20 protein-coding genes are annotated in these 20,849 nt (G+C 56.8%); 1 reads left to right on the top strand and 19 read right to left on the bottom strand.

Annotated features, from left to right (window positions below; translation table 11 throughout):
• Positions 1 to 39 precede the first annotated feature (39 nt).
• The 11 genes from AC13DD_RS13415 to AC13DD_RS13365 all read right to left on the bottom strand — a co-directional run bounded on the left by AC13DD_RS13415 (position 40) and on the right by AC13DD_RS13365 (position 11,367).
• Positions 40 to 1,035: a branched-chain amino acid ABC transporter permease gene (locus AC13DD_RS13415; protein WP_008175909.1), complete on the bottom strand. Its 996-nt coding sequence runs from the start codon at positions 1,033 to 1,035 to the stop codon at positions 40 to 42.
• A 2-nt stretch (positions 1,036 to 1,037) separates the two neighbouring features.
• Complete coding sequence (locus AC13DD_RS13410) at positions 1,038 to 1,925, bottom strand: branched-chain amino acid ABC transporter permease (RefSeq protein ID WP_008175912.1); 888 nt, start codon at positions 1,923 to 1,925, stop codon at positions 1,038 to 1,040.
• 106 nt (positions 1,926 to 2,031) lie between these two features.
• Positions 2,032 to 3,243, bottom strand: coding sequence for an ABC transporter substrate-binding protein (locus AC13DD_RS13405; RefSeq protein ID WP_008175914.1), 1,212 nt, complete (start codon positions 3,241 to 3,243; stop codon positions 2,032 to 2,034).
• A gap of 72 nt (positions 3,244 to 3,315) precedes the next feature.
• A complete protein-coding gene (locus AC13DD_RS13400; RefSeq protein ID WP_008175916.1) occupies positions 3,316 to 4,038 on the bottom strand; it encodes an ABC transporter ATP-binding protein in 723 nt (240 codons plus the stop codon).
• Positions 4,035 to 4,838: an ABC transporter ATP-binding protein gene (locus AC13DD_RS13395; protein ID WP_008175919.1), complete on the bottom strand. Its 804-nt coding sequence runs from the start codon at positions 4,836 to 4,838 to the stop codon at positions 4,035 to 4,037. The genes AC13DD_RS13400 and AC13DD_RS13395 overlap by 4 nt, the downstream gene beginning before the upstream one ends.
• A gap of 78 nt (positions 4,839 to 4,916) precedes the next feature.
• Positions 4,917 to 5,720: an alpha/beta fold hydrolase gene (locus tag AC13DD_RS13390; RefSeq protein ID WP_008175921.1), complete on the bottom strand. Its 804-nt coding sequence runs from the start codon at positions 5,718 to 5,720 to the stop codon at positions 4,917 to 4,919.
• Positions 5,721 to 5,724: 4 nt separating this feature from the next.
• Positions 5,725 to 6,141: a PaaI family thioesterase gene (locus AC13DD_RS13385; protein WP_008175922.1), complete on the bottom strand. Its 417-nt coding sequence runs from the start codon at positions 6,139 to 6,141 to the stop codon at positions 5,725 to 5,727.
• The gene (locus AC13DD_RS13380; RefSeq protein ID WP_008175924.1) at positions 6,138 to 7,787 is read right to left on the bottom strand and encodes an AMP-binding protein; all 1,650 of its coding nucleotides are present in this window, start codon (positions 7,785 to 7,787) and stop codon (positions 6,138 to 6,140) included. The genes AC13DD_RS13385 and AC13DD_RS13380 overlap by 4 nt, the downstream gene beginning before the upstream one ends.
• A 172-nt stretch (positions 7,788 to 7,959) precedes the next feature.
• The gene (locus AC13DD_RS13375) at positions 7,960 to 9,021 is read right to left on the bottom strand and encodes a proline racemase family protein (protein WP_008175927.1); all 1,062 of its coding nucleotides are present in this window, start codon (positions 9,019 to 9,021) and stop codon (positions 7,960 to 7,962) included.
• Positions 9,021 to 10,163, bottom strand: coding sequence for a zinc-binding dehydrogenase (locus AC13DD_RS13370; RefSeq protein ID WP_092030159.1), 1,143 nt, complete (start codon positions 10,161 to 10,163; stop codon positions 9,021 to 9,023). The genes AC13DD_RS13375 and AC13DD_RS13370 overlap by 1 nt, the downstream gene beginning before the upstream one ends.
• 100 nt (positions 10,164 to 10,263) lie before the next feature.
• A complete protein-coding gene (locus AC13DD_RS13365; protein ID WP_482931263.1) occupies positions 10,264 to 11,367 on the bottom strand; it encodes an AI-2E family transporter in 1,104 nt (367 codons plus the stop codon).
• Here AC13DD_RS13365 and AC13DD_RS13360 point away from each other — a divergent pair.
• Positions 11,366 to 11,491, top strand: a complete 126-nt coding sequence (locus AC13DD_RS13360; RefSeq protein ID WP_264752422.1) for a hypothetical protein — start codon at positions 11,366 to 11,368, stop codon at positions 11,489 to 11,491. The genes AC13DD_RS13365 and AC13DD_RS13360 overlap by 2 nt on opposite strands.
• A 73-nt stretch (positions 11,492 to 11,564) precedes the next feature.
• On the opposite strand, the gene AC13DD_RS13355 is transcribed toward AC13DD_RS13360, so the two are convergent.
• The 8 genes from AC13DD_RS13355 to AC13DD_RS13320 form a co-directional block, all read right to left on the bottom strand.
• Positions 11,565 to 12,518, bottom strand: a complete 954-nt coding sequence (locus tag AC13DD_RS13355; RefSeq protein WP_092030161.1) for a formylglycine-generating enzyme family protein — start codon at positions 12,516 to 12,518, stop codon at positions 11,565 to 11,567.
• A gap of 12 nt (positions 12,519 to 12,530) precedes the next feature.
• Positions 12,531 to 14,648: a LysM peptidoglycan-binding domain-containing protein gene (locus AC13DD_RS13350; RefSeq protein WP_482931262.1), complete on the bottom strand. Its 2,118-nt coding sequence runs from the start codon at positions 14,646 to 14,648 to the stop codon at positions 12,531 to 12,533.
• Entirely contained in the window at positions 14,648 to 15,442 is a 795-nt protein-coding gene (locus AC13DD_RS13345; RefSeq protein ID WP_273157996.1) for a DUF4123 domain-containing protein, read from the bottom strand. The genes AC13DD_RS13350 and AC13DD_RS13345 overlap by 1 nt, the downstream gene beginning before the upstream one ends.
• Positions 15,439 to 17,556, bottom strand: a complete 2,118-nt coding sequence (locus AC13DD_RS13340; protein ID WP_482931261.1) for a type VI secretion system Vgr family protein — start codon at positions 17,554 to 17,556, stop codon at positions 15,439 to 15,441. The genes AC13DD_RS13345 and AC13DD_RS13340 overlap by 4 nt, the downstream gene beginning before the upstream one ends.
• 132 nt (positions 17,557 to 17,688) lie before the next feature.
• Positions 17,689 to 18,021, bottom strand: a complete 333-nt coding sequence (locus AC13DD_RS13335; protein ID WP_273071253.1) for a hypothetical protein — start codon at positions 18,019 to 18,021, stop codon at positions 17,689 to 17,691.
• Positions 18,022 to 18,024: 3 nt separating this feature from the next.
• Positions 18,025 to 18,912 carry a 3-hydroxyisobutyrate dehydrogenase gene (gene mmsB, locus AC13DD_RS13330; protein WP_053114702.1) on the bottom strand — a complete coding sequence of 296 codons (888 nt, stop codon included), beginning with the start codon at positions 18,910 to 18,912 and terminating at the stop codon, positions 18,025 to 18,027.
• Positions 18,913 to 18,939: 27 nt separating this feature from the next.
• Complete coding sequence (locus tag AC13DD_RS13325) at positions 18,940 to 20,010, bottom strand: enoyl-CoA hydratase/isomerase family protein (RefSeq protein ID WP_062785397.1); 1,071 nt, start codon at positions 20,008 to 20,010, stop codon at positions 18,940 to 18,942.
• Between the two features lie 33 nt (positions 20,011 to 20,043).
• On the bottom strand, positions 20,044 to 20,823 hold the full coding sequence (locus AC13DD_RS13320) for an enoyl-CoA hydratase (protein WP_008175944.1): 780 nt from the start codon (positions 20,821 to 20,823) through the stop codon (positions 20,044 to 20,046).
• Positions 20,824 to 20,849 lie beyond the last annotated feature (26 nt).

The raw sequence follows: 20,849 nt of genomic DNA, 5'->3' as shown, positions 1-20,849 counted from the left end.
CAGAGGTGGCCCTTTTTGTTTTCCGAGCTAAAGCAGGCGTCAGCCCAGGTTCTTTTTCACGAACTTCTGGATCTCTCCCACGATACCGCTACGGAATGCCAGTACCGTCAGGACGAAAATCCCGCCGAGGATTGGGTCCACCCAGTCACGCAGGGCACCCTGGGACAACTGGTACTCGATGTTCACCACGAAGGTGGCACCAACCACCGGGCCCAACAGTGTTCCCATACCACCAACCAGAGTCATCAGGATGACCTCGCCCGACATATGCCAGTGGGCATCGTTGAGGGAGGCAAGCTGGAACACCACAGACTTCATGGAACCGGCCAGACCGGCCAGGGCCGCCGAGATGACGAACGCGAGCACCTTGTAGCGATCGACGTTGTAGCCCAGGGAGACGGCACGGGGTTCGTTCTGCTTGATCGCCTTCAGCACCTGGCCGAACGGACTACCGACGATACGCTGTACCAACAGGTAGCAGGCGATGAACACCGCCAGGACGAAGTAATACATGTTCAGGTTGTCTTCAAGATTGATGAAGCCCAACAACTCGCCACGAGGAATGCCGTGCATACCGTCCTCACCACCCGTGAATTCAGACTGGACGAAGAAGAAGAACACAAGCTGGGCAAGCGCGAGGGTTACCATCGCGAAATAGATACCCTGGCGACGAATCGACAGCAACGCAAAGCCAGTACCGAGCACTGTGGCCGCCAGCGTACCGGCGATGATGCCCATCTCGGTGCTTAGCCCGCTGTAATTACTGAGCAGGTAACCGGTGGTGTAGCCCCCTGTGGCCAGGAAGGCTGCGTGGCCAAATGACAACAGGCCGGTGAAGCCGAACAGAAGGTTGAACGCCACCGCAAACAGCGCGAAGCACAGGATCTTCATGAGGAAGACCGGATAGATCATGAACGGTGCCGCCAGCAGGAGGAGCAGCAGGACACCGTTCAGCATCATCTTTTTGCGATCCTGAGCGGCCTGTTCCTGAACGATAGCCTTGTGAATGTCGGCGGAATTGACTGGCTGATTCATGGTTATGCCTCCTTACCGAACAAGCCACTGGGCCGGAACATAAGAACCAGAACCATGACCAGGAAGATGATCGCCGAGGATGCCGGCGGGTAGAAGGTTTTGGTGAGCCCTTCAATCACGCCCATCAGAATACCGGTGATGATGGCGCCGCCGATGGAGCCCATACCGCCGATAACCACCACGGCGAAGACCGTAATCAGTGTGGCCGACCCCATGACCGGTGTCACCGAGTAGATGGGCGCGGCCAGAACACCTGCAAAGGCTGCCAGCGCAACACCAAACCCGTAGGTGAGGCTAATCAGAAGCGGCACGTTAATGCCAAAACCCTGCATCAATTGAGAGTCTTCCGTGCCGGCCCGCAGGTAGGCGCCCAGCTTGGTTTTCTCAATCACGAACCAGGTTGCAAAGCAGACGACCAGTGCCGCTACGATGACCCAGGCCCGGTAGTACGGCATGAACATGAAGCCGAGGTTTACGCCACCCTTGAACATGTCCGGCATGGTGTAGCGAAGCCCGGAAACCCCGAACCAGTTCACCAGTACACCCGAGATGATCAGCGCGACGCCGAACGTCAGCAGCAGACTGTAGATGTGATCCTGCCCCGCAATGCGACGCAGCAGAAAATATTCAATGGCGACACCGAAGGCACCAACCAGAAGTGGCGCCAGCAATAAGGCGACCCAGTAATTCACGCCCAGATAGTCGAACATCAGGACGGTGGTCAAAGCGCCGAGCATATACATTGCGCCATGGGCAAAATTGATGATCTTCAGCAGACCGAAGATGACCGCGAGCCCAAGGCTCAGAAGGGCGTAAAAGGCGCCGTTGATTATTCCGATCAGGAGCTGGCCGGATAGCACAGCTAAAGGGACGCCGAAAATCATGGACATTGGGCTAACTCCAGAAGCAGCACAGGGATTGTTTTTTGGCTTTATTCTTTTCCGTTTTCATGGGTTCGCCCTGCCCTGTTGCAGGACGAACCCATAACGGTCGCTTTTAGTTATTGACCAGCTTGCACTTGCTCTCGGAGAGCGGACGGTAGGACTCTTCGGCCGGGATGGTCCGCAGAATCTTGTACAGATCCCACTCGTTCTTGGACTCGGCCGGGGTCTTCACTTCCGCCAGGTACATATCGTGCACCATGCGGCCGTCAACGCGGATCTTGCCGTTCTTGGCAAACATGTCGTTGATCGGAGTGTCCATCATCTGCTTGCGCACAGTCTGGGCATCGTCAGAACCGGTGGCCTCTACGGCTTTCAGGTACTGCATGGCGCTGGAGTAGATGCCAGCGTGAACCATGGTCGGACGCACGCCGGTTTCTTCCATGAAGCGATCAGACCACTCACGGGTTTCATCGTTCATGTCCCAGTACCAACCGGTGGTGAGCTGGATACCCTGGGCCGTCTGAGCGCCAAGCGCATGTACGTCAGTCAGGAACAGCAGCAGTGCCGCCAGAGTCTGGCCGGACTGGGTTACGCCGAACTCACTGGCGGTGGTGATGGCGTTGGTTGTGTCGGCGCCGGCGTTTGCCAGACCGATAACATCAGCACCGGATGCCTGAGCCTGCAGGATGAACGATGAGAAGTCCTGAGTGGGGAACGGATGACGCACTGAACCGATGATTTCACCACCGTTGGCTTCGACCACGCGAGTCACGTCGCCTTCCAAAGCATGACCGAAAGCGTAATCGGCAGTCAGCATGTACCAGGTTTTGCCACCTTCTTTAACGACCGCACTGGCGGTGCCGTTGGCCAGCGGATAGGTGTCGTAAACGTAGTGGATGTGGTTCGGGGTACAGTGCTCGTTGGTGATGCTGGAAGCCGCTGAACCGGAAATGATACCGAGGCGATCGTGCTCTTCCAGAATCTTGCTCACGGCGATGGAAACAGAGGAAGCCACCATACCGGCTACGAGATCGACATCCTCGTTCTCAACCCAGCGACGTACGGTGCTGGATGAGGTATCCGGGCTGTTACGGTCATCGGCGCTCACCACTTCAATCTTGGCGCCATTTACCTGGCCACCAAAATCGGCAATCGCCATTTCCAGGGCTTTCAGCCCGTTGGGGCCTGCCAGATCACGGTAAGTGCCGGACATGTCCGCCAGATAACCGATCTTGACCGTGTCGTTGGAAATGGCCGCCTGGGCTCCGCCTACCATCATGGCTGATGCAACGGCTGATGTCAGAAGCTTTTTCATCATTGTCATTGTTGTATCTCCGCTACTGTCTTGCGTTGGTTCGGGTTGTTGTTACTTTTCTTGCTCTCGTCCTATCCGGGATCAGACCCCCAAATAGCCATCCAGCACCGACTGTTTTGCACTCAGTTCGTTGGCGCTGACTTCTTCCACAATCTGACCGTGCTCAACAACGTAGTGACGGTCGGCTAACGGTGCTGCGAAGTGGAAATTCTGTTCAACCAGGACAATGGTCAGGCCCTTGTTTTTCAGGGCAATCAGGACCTCTCCCAGCTTTTCTACAATAACCGGGGCCAGGCCCTCTGTGATCTCGTCCAGCAACAGCATGTTGGCGCCGGTGCGCAGAATACGCGCCATGGCCAGCATCTGCTGTTCGCCTCCGGACAGCTTGGTGCCCTGGCTGAAGCGACGTTCATAAAGGTTGGGGAACATGTTGTAGATTTCTTCCAGGCTCATGCCGCCGCTACGCACAACTGGCGGTAGTGTCAGGTTTTCCTGGACACTGAGTGAGGAAAAAATGCCCCGATGTTCGGGGCAATACCCGACACCCAACCTGGCAATATGATGAGGTGCACAGGACATTGTCTCCTCACCATTGATCATAATGGAGCCGGTGCGCCGGCCAACCATATTCATGATGGCTTTGAGCGTTGTGCTACGGCCCGCGCCATTGCGACCCAACAACGTCACCAGTTCCCCGCGGTTCACCACCATGTCGATGCCGTGGAGGATGTGAGATTCGCCGTAAAAGGCGTGCAATCCGGACAGTCGCAGCTGTTCGTACTCGCGGTCGGATTTCGTGGTCATTGCGCTGCCTCCGCCTGATCATTGTCGGCGGTGGTGCCGCGCTCGCCGCTACCATCACTGCCCATATACACCTCGCGAACCCGTGGATCGCCGGAAACCGTCGCGTAATCGCCTTCGGTCAGAACAGCGCCCTGAGCCAGTACGGTGATGCGATCACAGAGTTTGCTGACTACGCTGAGGTTGTGCTCAACCATCAGGACAGTTCGTCCTTCGGCAGCCTTGCGTACCAGTTCCACAACGCGATCAACGTCTTCCGAACCCATGCCCTGGGTTGGCTCGTCCAGCAACAAAAGTTGGGGCTCCATGGCAAGCGTGGTGGCCAGTTCCAACGCCCGTTTGCGCCCGTACGCCAACTCAACCGTGGTGGTGTTGGCGAATTCAGCCAGGCCCACGGCGTCCAGGAGCTCCATGCAACGCTGGTTGAGCTTGTGCAGGGAGTTACCGGATTTCCAGAAACTGAAGGAGGTGCCCTCGAACGTCTGCAAGGCTACCCGGATGTTCTCCAGCGCGGTCATGTGTGGAAATACGGCTGAGATCTGAAACGAGCGAACAATGCCCTGGCGGGCGATGGCGGCGGACTTCATGGTGGTGATGTCCTGATCCTTGAACAGGATCTGGCCCCGGGTCGGGATCAGGAATTTGGTGAGCAGATTGAAGACCGTGGTCTTGCCGGCACCATTGGGGCCGATCAGGGCGTGAATGTGGCCTTTCTGGACCTTCAGGTTCACGTCGTCGACCGCAACAAAGCCCTTGAATTCTTTGACAAGGTTACGGGTCTCCAGAACGTACTGTTCACTCATGAGCCAATCTACCTTTGTTATTGTTGTGCGTTTTATCTGACTACCAGATTAGATTGACGTATACGTAAACGTCAACACTTAATTGCAGTTTTTAAGTACACTCTCGCTACGCAAAAAGTCGTATAGGAGTTCTACTACCTGGTCCTGCTTTTCCAGGTGTGGCGAGTGCCCCGCATCCTCGAGAAGAACGCCGCGGGCCTTTGGTCCGATGCCGGCAACGATATCCGTGACCTGCTCCGGCACTCCGTATTCGTCGTTTTCTCCCTGAATGATAATAGCCGGACATTCAATTGCCGCCAGCCAGCGACTGAAATCCATCGCCGCCTGAAACCCTTCGTCACGCCAGACTGTCTGCCAGGCGTTGAAAAGATCGTCAGTCCGGTTGCCGTGATAGCGCGCCAAACGATCCCGGATATCCGTCTCCCGGTAACGTACAGCCATTTCCTCGATACCAGCGAGGGTCAGGTGATCGGCATAGATGTGCGCCGCCATGGTCGCCAGCGCCTTTACACGGCCCCCCATGGTGCCGGCAGTCACGAGGGCAATGGAACCACCGTCGCTGTGCCCTATCAGCACCACATCCCTGATTTCGAGCTTGTCCAGGAGACGGGGCAACCACTGTTCGCCAGCTGTCTCAAGGTAATCGTGTGGGCGCGGGAGCTCTTCATCGGAAGAATGGCCATAGCCCTGACGATTGTAGATCAGCGCGTCGCAGCCGGTTGCTTTCGCGAGCTTTTCCGGAAACTTACGCCACAAGGCGATGCTGCCCAGGGACTCGTGGAGAAAAACCAGCACCGGCCCTTTCGGTTCCGCGTGCTGGATTCGCCTGACTTCCAGCTCAATACCGTCGCCTATCGGCACCATCATGTCACGAATCTGCATGGGATTACCGGTTTGGCGGAATTGAATAGGTCATGGTGGAGTGAGCAACCGGCTCTTCGGCACCTTCCGAGTAAACGAACACTTCGCCCACGCCCATGGTACGGCCGACTTTCAGCATGGTGGCACGGGCCCAGATGGGCTGATGCGCCACCGGCTTGCGCAGAAAATTAATGTTCAGATTGGTGGTCACCGCCAGGGGAACCAGGCCAATCTTGCTCAACAGCGCCGCATAAAGGGTGACATCCGCCAGCCCCATCATGGCCGGCCCGGAGACGGTGCCCCCGGGCCTGAGATGCGCCTCATCCACTTCCAGTTTCATTTCTGCCCAGCCATCCCCGAGCTTCTGCAGGGTGCCGTAGGCCTCCCCCTGCGGAAACTGCTCGTCAAGGAAGGCCTGCAGCTCTTCGAACGTAATGATCATGCGCCGATTTCTTCCTTGGCCTGATTACGCAGGACAAACCGCTGGATCTTGCCGCTGGGAGTCTTCGGCAGCTCATCGACAAACTCAATCTCCCGGGGGAAGGCGTGGGTCGAGAGCCTGCGACGAACCAACTCCTGCAGTTCGTCTTTCAGGGCCTGTTCGTCTCCAAGAGCGTAATCGCCCTTGATCACCACATAAGCCTTGATGATGGAACCGCGCTTTTCGTCCGGCTTGCCGACAACGCCGGACTCCGCCACAGCGGCGTGCTCAAGCAGCGTGCTCTCGACGTCTGCCGGTCCCACCCGGTAGCCGGCCGTGGTGATGATGTCATCATCCCTGCCACTGAAGGAGAAGTTGCCATTGCCGTGGTTGATGACCATGTCACCGGTGAGGTAGTAGCCGTTAACGAACGGGTCCTTTTCACCCCAGGTGTAACCGTCGAAGTGAAAAAGCGGGGACGCTTTTACGTCAACCGCCAGCTGACCAACTTCACCCTCGCCTACAACCTCGTTTTTCTCGTTCAGCGCGACCACCTTGTGGCCAGGAGAAGCATAGCCCATGGAGCCTTCACGGACCGGATGCGCCAGACCGTGGAAGTTGCAGCAGGTCATGCCAGTCTCGGTCTGGCCGTAATGATCTTTAACCGGGCAGTAGTGACGGTTGCGAATCCAGTTCACCACTTCCGGGTTCAGAGGCTCGCCGGCACTGCTGGCAACCCGAAGGCCCAGGTTCTCGCCTTCCGGCAGCACGTGATCGTTTGCCTTGAGCAAACGGTAAGCCGTAGGCGCCGCAGCCAGGTTGGTGATCTTGTACTTGCGGATCATGTCGTAGGTGGATTCCGGGGTAAAACCACCCGGGTTGAAGTGCGTGGCGTGGCCCATCAGCAGCGGCCCAACCACGGCATAGTAAAGACCGTAGGCCCAACCGGGATCGGCCACGTTCCAGAACCTGTCACCATCCTGCAGATCAATGGCGTATTTCATGTAAACGTAGAACGCCAACAGCGCTTTGGCCGGTACCGCAACCCCCTTGGACTTACCCACGGTGCCAGAAGTGAACATCTGCAGGAATGGATCGTCGCCCTTGATCATGACAGGCTCGAAATCGCTCGACTGGGCCGCCAGGGTCTCTTCGAAGTCAGGGATGTCCGCGCCAATCTCACTGGCGTTTACACCCACAATCGGCGGGCAGACCTTGACGTCGTTCAGCTTGGGATAGTTCTCCGGGTTGGTCACCACCAGCTTGGTGCTGGCTCGCTCGAACCGGTACTCAATGGCCCCGGAACCAAAGGCCGTGAACAGCGGCTGATACACGGCACCAGCACGCAGGGTTCCGGCGATAACGATCAGCAGCTCCGGAGTGCGCGGCAGGAGTGCAGCCACCCGGTCGCCCTTTCCGATGCCCTGGGATTTCAGATAATTGGCAAAACGCGCAGAGGCCTCTTTCAGCTCGGCGAAAGTCAGAGTGCCGTCACCGCCATCTTCGGTTTCGTAGTAAAGCGCAACCCGACTCGGGTCATCTGCCCATTTGTCGCAGATTTCGTGACAGACATTGAGCCCGCTATCCAGACGTCCATCCAGGATGTCCGCTTCCAGAGCAGCAGGATCGAAGTTGTTGTAAACGTCGGTATATTCCGGAAGGCTCATTCTCAACTCCTGTTGTTTTTATCATTGAAAGCACGGGTCAAGGTTTAGCACAGGCTTCACTTTACGTAAAGGTAAACTTTAGACCAAAAAGGAAGAAATCTGTGTGGCTTTATGAGCAGGAAAAGCGGGTGCGACAGGCCTGCCGCACCCTTGAAGGGATCAAACACGAAAATCAGGATTTCGGCGTAATCTTCCCGGGATGGCGGCTTGAAAGTATGTGGTGCAGGGAGTCGCATTCCACCATGGGATCATCGCAATTGACCACGATGTCGGAGCGGGCAATGACATAACCCTTGCCGGTGATGCTGTTTTTGATCACCTGGTACTCACCCTCTTCCTCAACCGAAGTGAATTCACCGATAAAACCCGTCTCTCTGAGGGAAACGGTTTCCAGCTTGTCGCCCGGCTTGATACTGCCTTCGTAGTTCATCAACGCCAGACGGGCGGACGTGCCAGTGCCCGTTGTGCTCCGACAGATCACCCCGGGATGCACATAGGTTGCCGAGCGGGACCGGTAATAGCCCTCTGCCACATGTTCCACAGGGCCCATGAAGTGCAGGAACGGCAGTGGCCCTACGTCGCCAAGCGTATAATGGGAAAAGCCCCGCTCTGCCTGAATCGCCTCGACAATGGCGTGGGCGGTTTCTGCGAGTTTGCGTTCTTCGTCCAGGGTCAGATCGAAGCCCATGCTGGCTGCATCCACCAGCGCATAAAAGCCGCCGCTGTATGCAACACTGTAGGTAATCTCGCCCAGCGAAGGCACGTCGATGGTGGCCTTGTAGGTGTGGATATAGCTGGGCAGACCCTCACAGGTGATGGCTTCTACCACTCCGTCGTGCACCGTCGCCTCAATCTGGACCAGTCCGGCGGGCGATTCCAGTATAAAACTCTGCTGGCCTTCCTGTTTGGGCACAATGCCCGCTTCCAGCACCGCAGTAGCCGTGCAGATGGTGTTGGAGCCCGAGTAGATAGGGTAGCCCATGACTTCCATGATGATGTAACCGGCGGCAGCTCGCGGATCCGTGGGCGGCACCAACAGATCCACAGACATTTCCGGTATCCCGTAGGGCTCTTCCAGCAAAAGCCGGCGTAGACCGTCGGCGTCATCCCGCAGGTACTCCATCTGCGCTCGCACGGTATCGCCGGGCAACAGATCAATGCCACCGGTCACGATCCGGCTGACATCACCGCCGGCATGGGTATCCATCAACTGAATGGTCAGTTCCGGTTTCATCAAGCGCTCTCCAGTGACCAGGGTTGGCCGTGTTCTTCCCATTGTGAGTCGGGAACGATCACGATCTTGCCGAGATAATTGCTACCCCGGTTCACAAAATATTCTTCTGCCCGGTGCAGGTCAGAGAGCCGAAACGCACCGTGCAGAACCGGTTTCAGTTGCCCTCCCCGGATCCAGGCCATCAGTTGTTCTGCCTCTTCGCGGGTGCCATGAGATACCCCGAAAATCTGTACCTGGTAGAGGTAGATCCGGGTCCACAGGATTTCGCTGATGTTGCCGCCACTGGCCCCTGCAATACTCAGGCGCGGGTAGGTGCTGCGGGCGTTCATATCGAAGATCATGGTATCGATGAACACATCGGTCATCTCTCCGCCCACCAGATCCATCACCGCATTAATGGGCTTGCCTCCGGTTTCCGCTTTCACCCGATCTACAAAGCTGTCCATATCGGAGCGATCCAGCACCGCCTCGGCGCCCAGTTCCAACAGCGCTGCCGCTTTGTCCTGTTTACTGAGAGCATAGGGAATAGCCCCCATAATTCGGCAAAGCTGGATCAGGGCCGTGCCAACGCCCCCGCTCGCGCCGGTCACCAGGACCCGCTCTCCGGCCTTGATGTTGGCCGAGGTAAGCATGTGCATGGCGGTCTGGTAGGAACACATGCCCATGGACGCCACTTCGGCATCCGCCAGTTCGGCATTGGGTATGTGATGGAACTGGTCAGCCGGCAGCGCTACGTATTCCGCGTAACCGCCGTCGGCACCGTGGCCGTAGTAATCGGGCGTGAGATTGATGTCTCGGCGGTCATTGGCGTAGATGTTGAAATCCAGAAGGCCCCGTTCTCCAATGCGGGACTCATCCACACCGTCACCAACAGCCACGACACGCCCGGCGATGTCGGCCCCCTGAATCCGCGGAAAAACCAGCGTGGGCTTGCCGCCCATCTGGAAGGATGTCATTTCGCCTTTTTTGGTGGGATACAGCCCTTCCCGTGCCTTGCGGTCGGTGTTGTTCTTCGCCGTTGCCGTAACCTGAACAAGCACCTGGCCGGCTCCGGGCGCAGGAACAGGCACATCTTGGTACTCCAGTTTATCGACATCACCGTGACCGGTAAGAACCATGGCTTTCATGGTGTTCGGGATCATGGGCTGACGATCCTCCCTGTTTGCTGAATTTCGGGTATTCAAAGAGGATAGGTGAGTTTACCGGGCGTGTCAGTGCGTGTTGCGGGTATCCATTATCAGACTACCGGGCAATCACTTTATAGATAGGACGCAGCTTGGGAATCTGTTTGAGTACCACCTGGATGACCGTCATCAGAGGCACCGCCAGTAGCACGCCCACCGGCCCCCAGAGCCAGCCCCAGAAGAAGATCGAGACGAAGATGATCACCGGATTGATCGCCATCCGAAAGCCGTGAATCCAGGGTTCGATAAAGAACCCGACCAGCGTGGTCAAACCCAGGAAGCCAAGTGGCGCAATGGCCATCATCCAGAACTCATCAAGGCTAATGGCAGAGACAATCGTCAGCATGGAGATAGAGAGAATAACCCCCAGGTAGGGAATGAACCGGGCAAGCCCGGCGACCAGTCCCCACACAGCCGGATCCGGCAGCCCGACGGCCCAGCAGATCAGACCAGTTGTGGTGCCGACGGCCAGGTTACTCAGGCCGAGAACGCCCAGGTACTGGGCAATCTGATGCTGAGAATCGTGGGTAATCCGAAGCACGGTTTTCCGCTGATCAATAGGCAACTGACGAACAAAGTTCTTGATCAGACGATCACCGCTCACCAACAGGAAATAGGTCAATGCCAGTGCCAAAGCCAGGCCAGCGATGCCGTTCCGGGCTTTGGTCATCAACTGGTTGCGCCAGGAATCCGTCTGCAGAACAACCGTCGTTGGCTGCTGCCTTTCTGACTCCGAGAGCTCCTCAACGGACTTTTCAACCTGTTCCGCAGACTCGGAGACTCTGGCGATCTGGCGACTGATTTCGCTCTCGCCCACCAGCAGCCTCGATATCCCCTGGGGCACTTCCTCAACCCACTTGAGGGCAGGCGTCGCGACGGCCAGTGTAATGCCGACGATGCCGGCGAGCACCAGGAGCACAAACACCAGGGAGCTGATCATCCGGGGAACCCGCCACTTAACGTATGCCTTCTTGACCAGGGGCGAGAGCAACAGGCTCGTCATCACCGCAAGAATAATGGGCAGGACAATCTGATGAGCAACGTACAGGGTGTACAGGATTCCCAAGCCGAACAAGCCGTATATCGGCGTGGCAAGATCCGATGAAATCAGCAGGCGCTTGTTCTCACCCGGCGGTTCCTTATTTGTGGATTGGTCTTCCATGATGAAGCCTGTATACCGTGAAAAAAAGCTGGCCCGGAAAATCCAGGCCAGTGTTAAAAACGGTCAGTCTACCTTCACCATGGCGCGAGCGCACCCGGGAGAGGGTTACGCGGGGTTCACTTGAAGCAAAAACCGAAGTTTCGAAAACGAAATGTAAGCTCGGCACTTCGATTTTTTTGACGGATTCCTGTCATTCCCTAGTTTATCGGCTCGGGATGATTGACGACGCAGCGGAAGCCTATACTCCCCGAGTCAACAGATCCTCCGCTTCTCGCAAAAACAGTATCGCCCCCGCCAAAGCTCCCCCCCATTCCAGCCCAGTCTCGAACAGTCTTCTGAGGTTTTGCTGGGTCGAGAGGGTTCTTTGGCCCTCTTGGGTTATCAAAGCTGGCCTCCGTATAAAAATCCGGTTTAAACCAATCCTGAGTCCATTCAGCGACGTTGCCAGTCATATCATGAATACCAATTGAATTCGGCGGATAGGAGCCTACGGGACGACGCTCCATCACATTAAAATCGTGGCTGAGCATGTTTCCAGACGGAGGTATGCTCGGATCAATGTATTGCACGGGTCTCTGCAAGTACGTATCAGGATTCGCTTCCCCAGTACCAGTTGCATAAGGCACTTCCTTGCCACGGCTTCGGGCAGCGTATTCCCATTGAGCTTCCGTTGGCAAAGCAAAGGGTAAACCGGTTTGATCGCTTAACCAGGCGCAGTACCCTTCTGCCTCATAGTAATTTGGTGTTCTGGCAGGTTTAAGATGAAAATAAGGAGACAAGGGATCTTCACTTGGTGGGGCGATAAATTTCTCGTCATACCCAGACCCCTCATACAAGGAGATGTGTCCAACTTTCTCATAATAGACGCGCATTTCTCCCCAAGTTGTCTCGTACTTGGATATGGAGTAGCTGTCGACGCTGACATCGACAGCAGGCCGAGCGTGATCCGTTAAAACTACATAAGGCGAACCATTCGGGTGTCCTACATCACCCAACTTAAAAGTACCTCCCTCAACAAAGACCAGATTTTCAATCGCTTTTTGCTTGACTCGTGAAACCGCATCGGCCGAGCCATTACCAAACCTCTCACAAGCAGTTAATGAGGTTGCAAGCACCACCAACCCCAGCTGCAAACCTTTATTCAGAACCATATGCGGTTTTCCCTAGCCAATCCTACAAATACGGCAGACGTCGAAAGGATCCATTTTCACGGGCCTTCCCGCAATTGCCCTTTGGCCTTGAAGCCCAAGTATGAACATGCGCTGATCCGCTTTGTTTTTTCCAATGAATGCAAAAAGTCGATCAACATTCGACTCAAACTCCTCATGCCTCGCAAAACCTTCAGGGTTCATTCGCATAACGGTTTCCTCGAAATCGCGCCAACCCTGAAAGGTTTCCATTATCTGCTTAACAGCCATAATTTTGATGTCATCTGCACCCCACAAATTAGGGGTCACCCACCAGTCATAAAGAATATTGTCCAATACAGCCCCTTTTACTTCAGGAGGGGAATGCCTGAACACAGAGTCCTCGGCCAACGCTAAATCGACGACCACGTTGTAAGCCAATTCATGGCCACGCTCCTCACGAGCACGGTTTACGAAAAACGACTCGACAAATCGAACGATCTCAGTCGCCATGGAGTTGGCAAATTCTTCCGCTGCCCCAGCGGCAGACAGTCCCCTACCAAGGGCATACAGACTAAGTCGCTGGTACCACTTAAAGGCGGAGCTATTCGAATCAAAGAGTTCTAAATATCTGAAGTCCACGTCCATTAGTGCGTTGTAGACGAAATGGAGCATCCGAATGACTTTCTGAGTCTCGATCTCCAAGAGAAAGCTTCCGGATGGCCCCACGCCTAGCACAAGCCCAGCGTGTGCGTTTAAATAAAATTTGCCAGTCTCCGGGCTGAATAACAGCCTGAGTTCGGCCTCTGCCCCAGCCCCCAACGCTGCCTCGACCTTCTTACCTACCCTACAAAGCCTTTCCCACTCTCGCTTCTCGGTCAGTACGTCTTTCCAACGCAGCTCACCTGCCACCTCACATCCGCCACGAATGCCTGCGAATACCCCAGCCTCAGCACCCGCCTTCTGCCCGTTATTCCTCGAAGCAATGCCCTTCAGAGTGGGGAGGCCGTCCTTGGTGGACACGTGAACATTTCCAGCAATAAGAGCCGAGGCGCCGGCAAATCCGGTCAGCGAGGCGTTGATCGCTGCCTGGAAATGGCCGAGCGACGCGATCTTGCGCTCGCCATCCCAGCCTCCAACCCGATAAGGAATCCGGATTTCGGACCGGTTATTCACCGGAAACGCCTGCTCAACACCAACCTTGCCCTGCGCCAGGGCATACTGCGCTTCCGCTTTCGCCTGGAAATGCACTTTCCCCTTGCGCGGATCAAATTCACCCGAAGCTGCCGCACCGGCAGCAAAGCGCATGAACTGTGCCTCCGCAGAGGCATCAAACCCGGTTTCATCGACCGCTTCCCGCCTGGCTTCCGCGTCTCCCCAGATGGACCAGGATGCCTCATCGTAAAACTTGTTCAACGTCGTCATCAGCGCGCCATTTTTATCCGGCTCCCAGAGGGTTGCTGTGAACTTGATGTTAAGTTCGCTTCGGATAGCATCTCGTAGCTTAGCCGGATCAACGCCGTTCTCGGTTAGCCAACCCTTACTGCGCTCCCTGTCTCGCGATGCCATCGAATACCGGCGAGGGTGGTTCGCGATCTTGTCAGAGCGAACAAATGTGACGTGCTTATTGCCGGCCAACCGCTTTATTTCAGTAATCGGTGGAATGGATTGCATGTCGTTGGTCAGGACTGAGCGCGCCTCAAGTTCGTCTATCAGCCGTTCTTTCTCCTCCTGTACTTCCGACAGCAAGCGCCCTTCGCCCTCACTCACGCCCAGTTCAGAGTCGGTTTCACCCTCATCAAGCCCGTCAAGCTTTCCGTAAAATTCAGTGATGGGACCACAAACAAACTCCTCTTCTTCGACCCAATCCGCCAACTCTGCCTCAGTCAGAAGAATCAGTTCGTCAGACCCGGTTACATGAACAACTTCCACGATTTCTTCGGAACAGGGAGGCTCCAGAGCAATAGATCCCACTTCGCAGTTGGAGAAATCAGCCTCGTTGGCCGCTGGCAGCTTGAGCAGCTGTCCGGGGAAGATACGATCCGGGTTCTCAATTGCAGGATTCAGCCGCATCAGGCTGCTCAGGGTTGTTTGATGCCTTTGTGCAATCGCACTGAGGGTGTCGCCGGAGCGAACGGTGTATTCAGAATTCATCAGGCAACTCCGTATGCCAAATGGTTATCCACTGCTTTCAGACGTGCGCTAGCCGAGAGCTGAGAGTCAGACAGAATGGTGCGGATTTCGGCAAGCTTGATCCGCTCCCCGTGAACCACGGCCAGCTCTGAGTAACGGCTAACCTCCTTTTCGGTTCGAAAACCCAGCGCGGTTGCCTCATTGATGAGTTGCTCCAACCGTGCTCGATCCGTGATGTCGAGAAAACGGCCCAACTTCTCGACGAATTCATGCCTGGCGCTCTGTGACAGCACTGCCACATGATTTTCAGTGAGGAGAAACCAGCCTTCCTCAGCCGCTTTCCTGAAGTGTTGCGAGCCATCTGAATCGAACCGGGATAGCTCTCCGTTCGGCTGGAAGGCCAGCCACTCTCTGACTGGCCCACTAAAGCGAGCGCGTTCCTGCTCATTCAGTGCAGACATCAGCCGCGTGAGCTGCTTGGGTGCGTAATAGCGCAGGTAGGAGAATCCCCCATTCGGCATCTGCACACTGAGCAAACTGCGCAAATGGCCCGCCACAAGGGGGAGGCTTTGATCCGATAGAAGGATAATGGCTTTATCCTGCCACTCCGGCTGGGCACGCCAAAGCCGTGTACCCTCGGAGGGTTTGACCAGGCAAGGGGTTACTTCCATAGCCGCTTCATGTGGTGTGCCCAAGAACAGATATTCCAGTTGGGGCTGATCATCATGCTCGTAGGTGAAGCGCGGTGCATCAAACAATGCACCGTCAAAAAGAATGTAGGCCTTCACCCTGGTTGTTTCATCCAGCCCTATCATGCAGTCACATCCTCGCATGAACAGGATGAGAGGGCGCAGGTGCCATCCGACTTGCGCCCGCATTGCTTGACCAGTGCAACATCATTCCTGGCCGCCGCTTTCAGGGCCTGCACCGAACTTGGAGTCGGACCTGCTAAAGCCCGGGTGTCGGTTTCAGCAAGCTGTGCCGGTTTATTCGTATCGGCAATTTCACTCAGGCTGGCCGGAAGCGCCGGGTCTTGGGCCGACACCCCACTCCCACTCCCAGGCCCACCGCCAGAGTTCATACGCACCGAAGGCCCAGATACAGTCACCCCGCTGGGATCAAGCTTCAGAAAGCTGCCACCCGCCTTGAGCGTGAGTTCGGCGCCCGCCTCGATTACGACTTTCATACCCGCTTTGTGGTGGATCTCGGTGCCAGCTTCAACGAGCTGGTTTTTGCCCTGTTTGCTGTGAAGAGTGCCACCGATGGACAGGCTGTAATCACTCCCGACCGACTCACGCTGTTCGCCATCGACAGTGCGGTGCTCATTGCCTTTGACGTGACTGAAATCGTTGTTTTCGACCATGCGGTGACTGTCGTTCCGAATCACCTCCGTGCGGTTGTTCTCGGTGAGCAGGTCCAGGTCTTTCTGGGCGTGGACGTAGATCTGTTCCTGGTCCGCCTCATCCTCAAACCGCAGTTCGTTGCTGCCCTCGCCCTTGTGGGTCTTGGTTTTCAGGGTGGTGCGGGTTTTGTGCTCCGGCAGCCCATAGGGTGGCGTGTTGGTGATGTGATGGGTTCGCCCGGTGATGATGGGCTGGTCCGGGTCGCCGTCCAGGAAGGAGACAATTACTTCGTGGCCGATTCGTGGCAAGGCCATGAAGCCATACTGGCCGCCGGCCCAGCCCTGACTGACTCGGAGCCAGGCGCTGCTGTGTTCGTCGTTCCTGCTGTATCGATCCCACGGAAACCGCACTTTCACCCGACCATATTCGTCGCAGTGGATCTCTTCGCCTTCCGGGCCGGTGACAATCGCAATTTGCGGGCCGTCCATCAGAGGACGATGGGGCGTTCGGGGACGCCAGGTCAGGTCTGCAGGTATGGCATTGAACCGGTTGTGATAGGTGGTGGGTTCGCTGCCGCCCTCCTCTTCCAGGGCCTGGGGCTGGGTGCCGGTGTGAGTGACGGCGGTCAGCAGCCATTCCCGATTCAGGGCGTCGCTGTCGTGCTCCTTCAGCTCAACCTTGGCGCCGGCGCTGAAGTCCGGGCGATTGCTCTCACCGGATGCGGTACTGGCATCATTGCGGAGGGATTGCAGTCTGGCTTCGGTAAACGGCTGGCCACTGGCATCGGCCTTAAAGCGGCCGGGGTAATCGTAGTGCTGGTAATCTTCACGGTGGTTCAAGTCGCCGGAAGCATGCTGATGCATCAAAGCATAGGCGGGATTCTTAAAGGTATAATCCTTCATGGCCACAGAGGCCACCCGCACCCGCTCTTCATATCGAAATCGGCACACGACCGGGCGCCTGCTGCTGCCGGCTTTGGCGTTATATTCTGCCGGCTCCAGCTTCGGCGCATCGCCATGATGGTCGGCGATTACAAGCGCCGGCTGTGTGTCTGCGTCCACGCTCCCGTGTTCATACCTGTAATGCCAGCCCTCTTCAGCCGCGAGACGTTCGAGGAAGGCCAGGTCGCTTTCTCGATGCTGAACACAATACTCCCGCTGCTCGGGAGTGCGTTTCAGATCGAAAACCGAGTCGATAATGCCGCGCTCTTCCAGCAAGGTACCTACGATGGTATCGCTGCTTTGGGTCTGGAATATCCGGCTGTTGTGCATCAGTCCCAGACGCCAGAGCGGCGACTGAATATTCAGTTCATAGCGGGTGCGCCGGTGACCGGCATCGCCCCGAACAAATTCGTTGACCACACCGGTGAAGCGCCTTAGCGGCTCGCCATCCTGCCAGACCACAAGATACACCGGTTGCTCAAGAATTTCCGCTGCCTGAATTGAGGGATCGGTACTGGCCAGCTCAAGCCGACCGTGAAACACCTCGGACAGGCATTCGGTCAGGGTAAAACCGACGAGTGAAAAAATATCAGAGGGGAGACCGCCAACGCGGACGGTGAACTGCAATCCATTTGCCTGGGGCATGTCTTCAATCCTTTGAAGTCATCAATCCGGATGATTCTGCTACAAAAACTGCACTATCCCTGGCAGTTCTTCCATCGTAGCGGGTGAAACATTAACAGCGTAGTCGCGGTTATTCAACGAAAAGACCGAACGTTACTCACTCGCCTCCTGGAGCGAACGATACCATTCGGCGTACGGCGTGTTCTCGATCTTGCACTGGGTATAGTCCGGTTCGTCATCAGACCACCAGACCGGCCCGCGCTCACCCAGGGCGCGCTTGGCGTGATCCACCTGTTGCCGGGCATCACGCTCCTGGCTCTCATCGCCGGACGCTTTCGCATCACGCACCTTCCGGCGAACAGCCATCAGGCGCTTGACCTGTTCCTGATACACCGATTCCGGGAGACTGGGATCCGAACAACGCCAAAGGCGCCCCTTGATCACAAGGTAGCGCTCGTCTGGCGTTTTAATCGTTTCCTTGGTCAACCTTTATTCAGGCTTGTAAAGCCGCTGAATGCTGGAGAAATCCAGGCCACCATTACCCTGCCCGGCGTGCAGCTGGAAGAGGTTACGGGCCAGAGAGCCCATAGGAATGGAAGCCTGGTTCTTCACGGCGTTGTCGAACGCCAGCCCCAGATCCTTTGTCATCAGATTGACCAGGAAGCCGCCCTCGTAGTTACGTGACGCGGGTACGCCCTCCATCACACCAGGCCAGGGGTTGTAGACGTTCAACGCCCAGTTGCCGCCAGAGCTCTGCTTCATGATTTCCGAGAGAACCGCCGGATCCAGACCGTTCTTCACGCCGAGCGCAAGTGCCTCACTGGTGCCGGACATCAGGATGGCCAGCAGCATGTTGTTGCAGATCTTGGCCACCTGGCCGGACCCATGATCACCGGCATGGAAGATGTTCTTGCCCATGGCGTCAAGAATCGGCTTGGCCTTGTTGAAGGCCTCTTCCGAGCCGCCGCAAATGAAGGTCAAGGTGCCGGCCTTGGCACCGCCAACACCGCCGGAGACGGGCGCATCGAGGAACGGGATATCCTTGGCTCGTGCAACTTCGGCAACGCCCCGGGCTGTTTCCGGAGCGATGGTGGAAGAATCAATCACCAGGGTGCCGGCCGGCAGTTTTGCCAGCAGACCATCGTCACCCAGGTATACCGCTTCTACATGCTGGCCGGCAGGCAGCATGGTGATGACACACTCCGCGCCACTGGCTGCTTCGTGGGCGGTGCCTGCTGTTTTCGCGCCTTCGGACACCAGGGCAGCAACAGCGTCTTTGGACAGGTCGAATACGGTGACCTCGTGGCCGGCTTTTACCAGGTTCCCGGCCATTGGGCCGCCCATGTTACCGAGACCGATAAAGGTAATCTTTGCCATGTCTTTTCTCCTTGTTCTTGTAATAGATCAGCTAAAAAAATCGTCGATCCAGGCGCTGTCCATTTCGGCAAGGGACGCATAGCGCCAGCGGGGCTGCTGGTCCTTGTCGATCAGAAGCGCGCGGATGCCTTCGGCAAACTCGCCCTTGGTCAGGCACTTGGTGGAAAGCACCAGTTCCTTGTCGAGCACCTCTTTCAGGCTGTCGTGTTTGCAGCCGTGCAGGTGCCGCCAGACCAAAGCCAGGGATGTGGGTGACGCACCAGCCAGGGAGCGGGTCGCTTTCGCCACCCAGCCGTCGCCACCAGACAGTTCTTTCAATTGGTTAACGGTCGCTTCCAGGGAGTCAGCATCGGTAACCCGATTGATCTCATCGAAATGAGTGCGAACCGGTGACTCCGGCATGGCGTCGGCGCTCTCACGCTCGTATTGACGCAACACACTACCGACCACTGCATGAGCATCTTCGCCCTGCCAGTTACGCTTGCACAGCTCGGCAACAACATCGGCCTTCAGATCATGCCGGATGAAGCGGTCGGCAAGGCCAGTGAAGATTGCGTCAGCGCCGTTCAGGCGAGCACCGGTCAGCCCCAGGAACAAGCCGGTGCGCCCGGGGGTGCGGTTCAGGAACCAGCCCGCCGCAACATCGGGGTAGAGGCCGATGGTGATCTCGGGCATGGCAAGCTTCGATCCTTCTGTCACCACCCGGTGAGACGCGCCCTCCATAATGCCCATACCGCCACCCATTACGATGCCGTGTCCCCAGCAAACGAGCGGTTTCGGGAAGGTATGGATCAGGTAATCCAGCTCATATTCCTCGGTGAAGAATGCCTCACCCTCACTGGCACCCTGTGGCTCGGTCATGCTGCGATACAGGGCAACGATGTCGCCACCGGCACAGAACGCCTTGTCGCCCTCGGATTCCAGCCAGACGGCCTGGATTACGGGGTCCTCCGCCCAACGCTTCAGTTGCGGAGTCAGCAACCGGATCATTTCCAGAGACAGCGAGTTCAGCGCTTTGGGCGTATTCAGCCGGGCCACGGCGATCAGCGCGCCATCGCCCGTCTTCCATTCTTCGAAGATAATGGGTTGATCACTCATAACAGGTCCTTGAGACAGCCTTCAAAGCCGGCTTCAGCGGTTTTTCCATTCCGGCTTGCGCTTTTCGAGAAACGCGTTTACGCCTTCTTTCTGGTCTTCGGTAGAGAACAGCTCAACAAACAGTTCCCGCTCCATGCGCCAGCCGTCGTCGTGGCTGCGGCCATCGCGGGCGCTCATCACCAGGGTCTTGCAACGAGCCGTTGACGACGGGCTCTGCTGGCACGCCATTTCCGCCAGCTCCAGCGCCTTATCAAGGCTCTGTCCGCTCGGCACCACTTCCTCAACCAGGCCGATTCGCAGTGCCGTATCGGCCTTTACCCTCTCACCGCACAGAATCATCCGCTTGGCCCAGCCCTCACCCACCAGCCAGGGCAGGTTCTGGGTGCCGCCGGCACAGGGCAAAAGGCCAACGCCTGCTTCGGGCAGTGCCATCTGGGCATGCTCTTCGGCAATGCGGATGTCACAGGCCATGGCGCACTCCAGGCCGCCACCCATGGCGTAACCGTTCACCGCCGCGATAGAAACACCGCGGAACCGCTGCAGCGTGGAGAAGGCCTCGCCAAAAAGCTGGCCCATCTCGTTCGCCCGGGCCTTGTCGCCATCGGCGAAGGTTTTCAGATCGGCGCCGGCAGAATAGAACTTCTCGCCCTGCCCGGTCATTACCAGGGCAAAGATGTCCCGGTCTTCGTTCAGTTCCTTGACGATGTTCGTCAGGGCAATGAGGGAATCCTTCGTCCAGGTGTTGGCCGGTGGATTGTTGATGGTCAGTACCGCGATATGTCCGCGTTTTTCGAGCTGAATCAGGTCACTCATTTGCTATTCCTCATACTGAAAATGGG

This window comes from Marinobacter sp. L-13 (genome assembly GCF_056857715.1).
The sequence above is the reverse complement of the archived record's forward strand: the minus strand, read 5'-3'. Positions and strand labels throughout refer to the sequence as shown.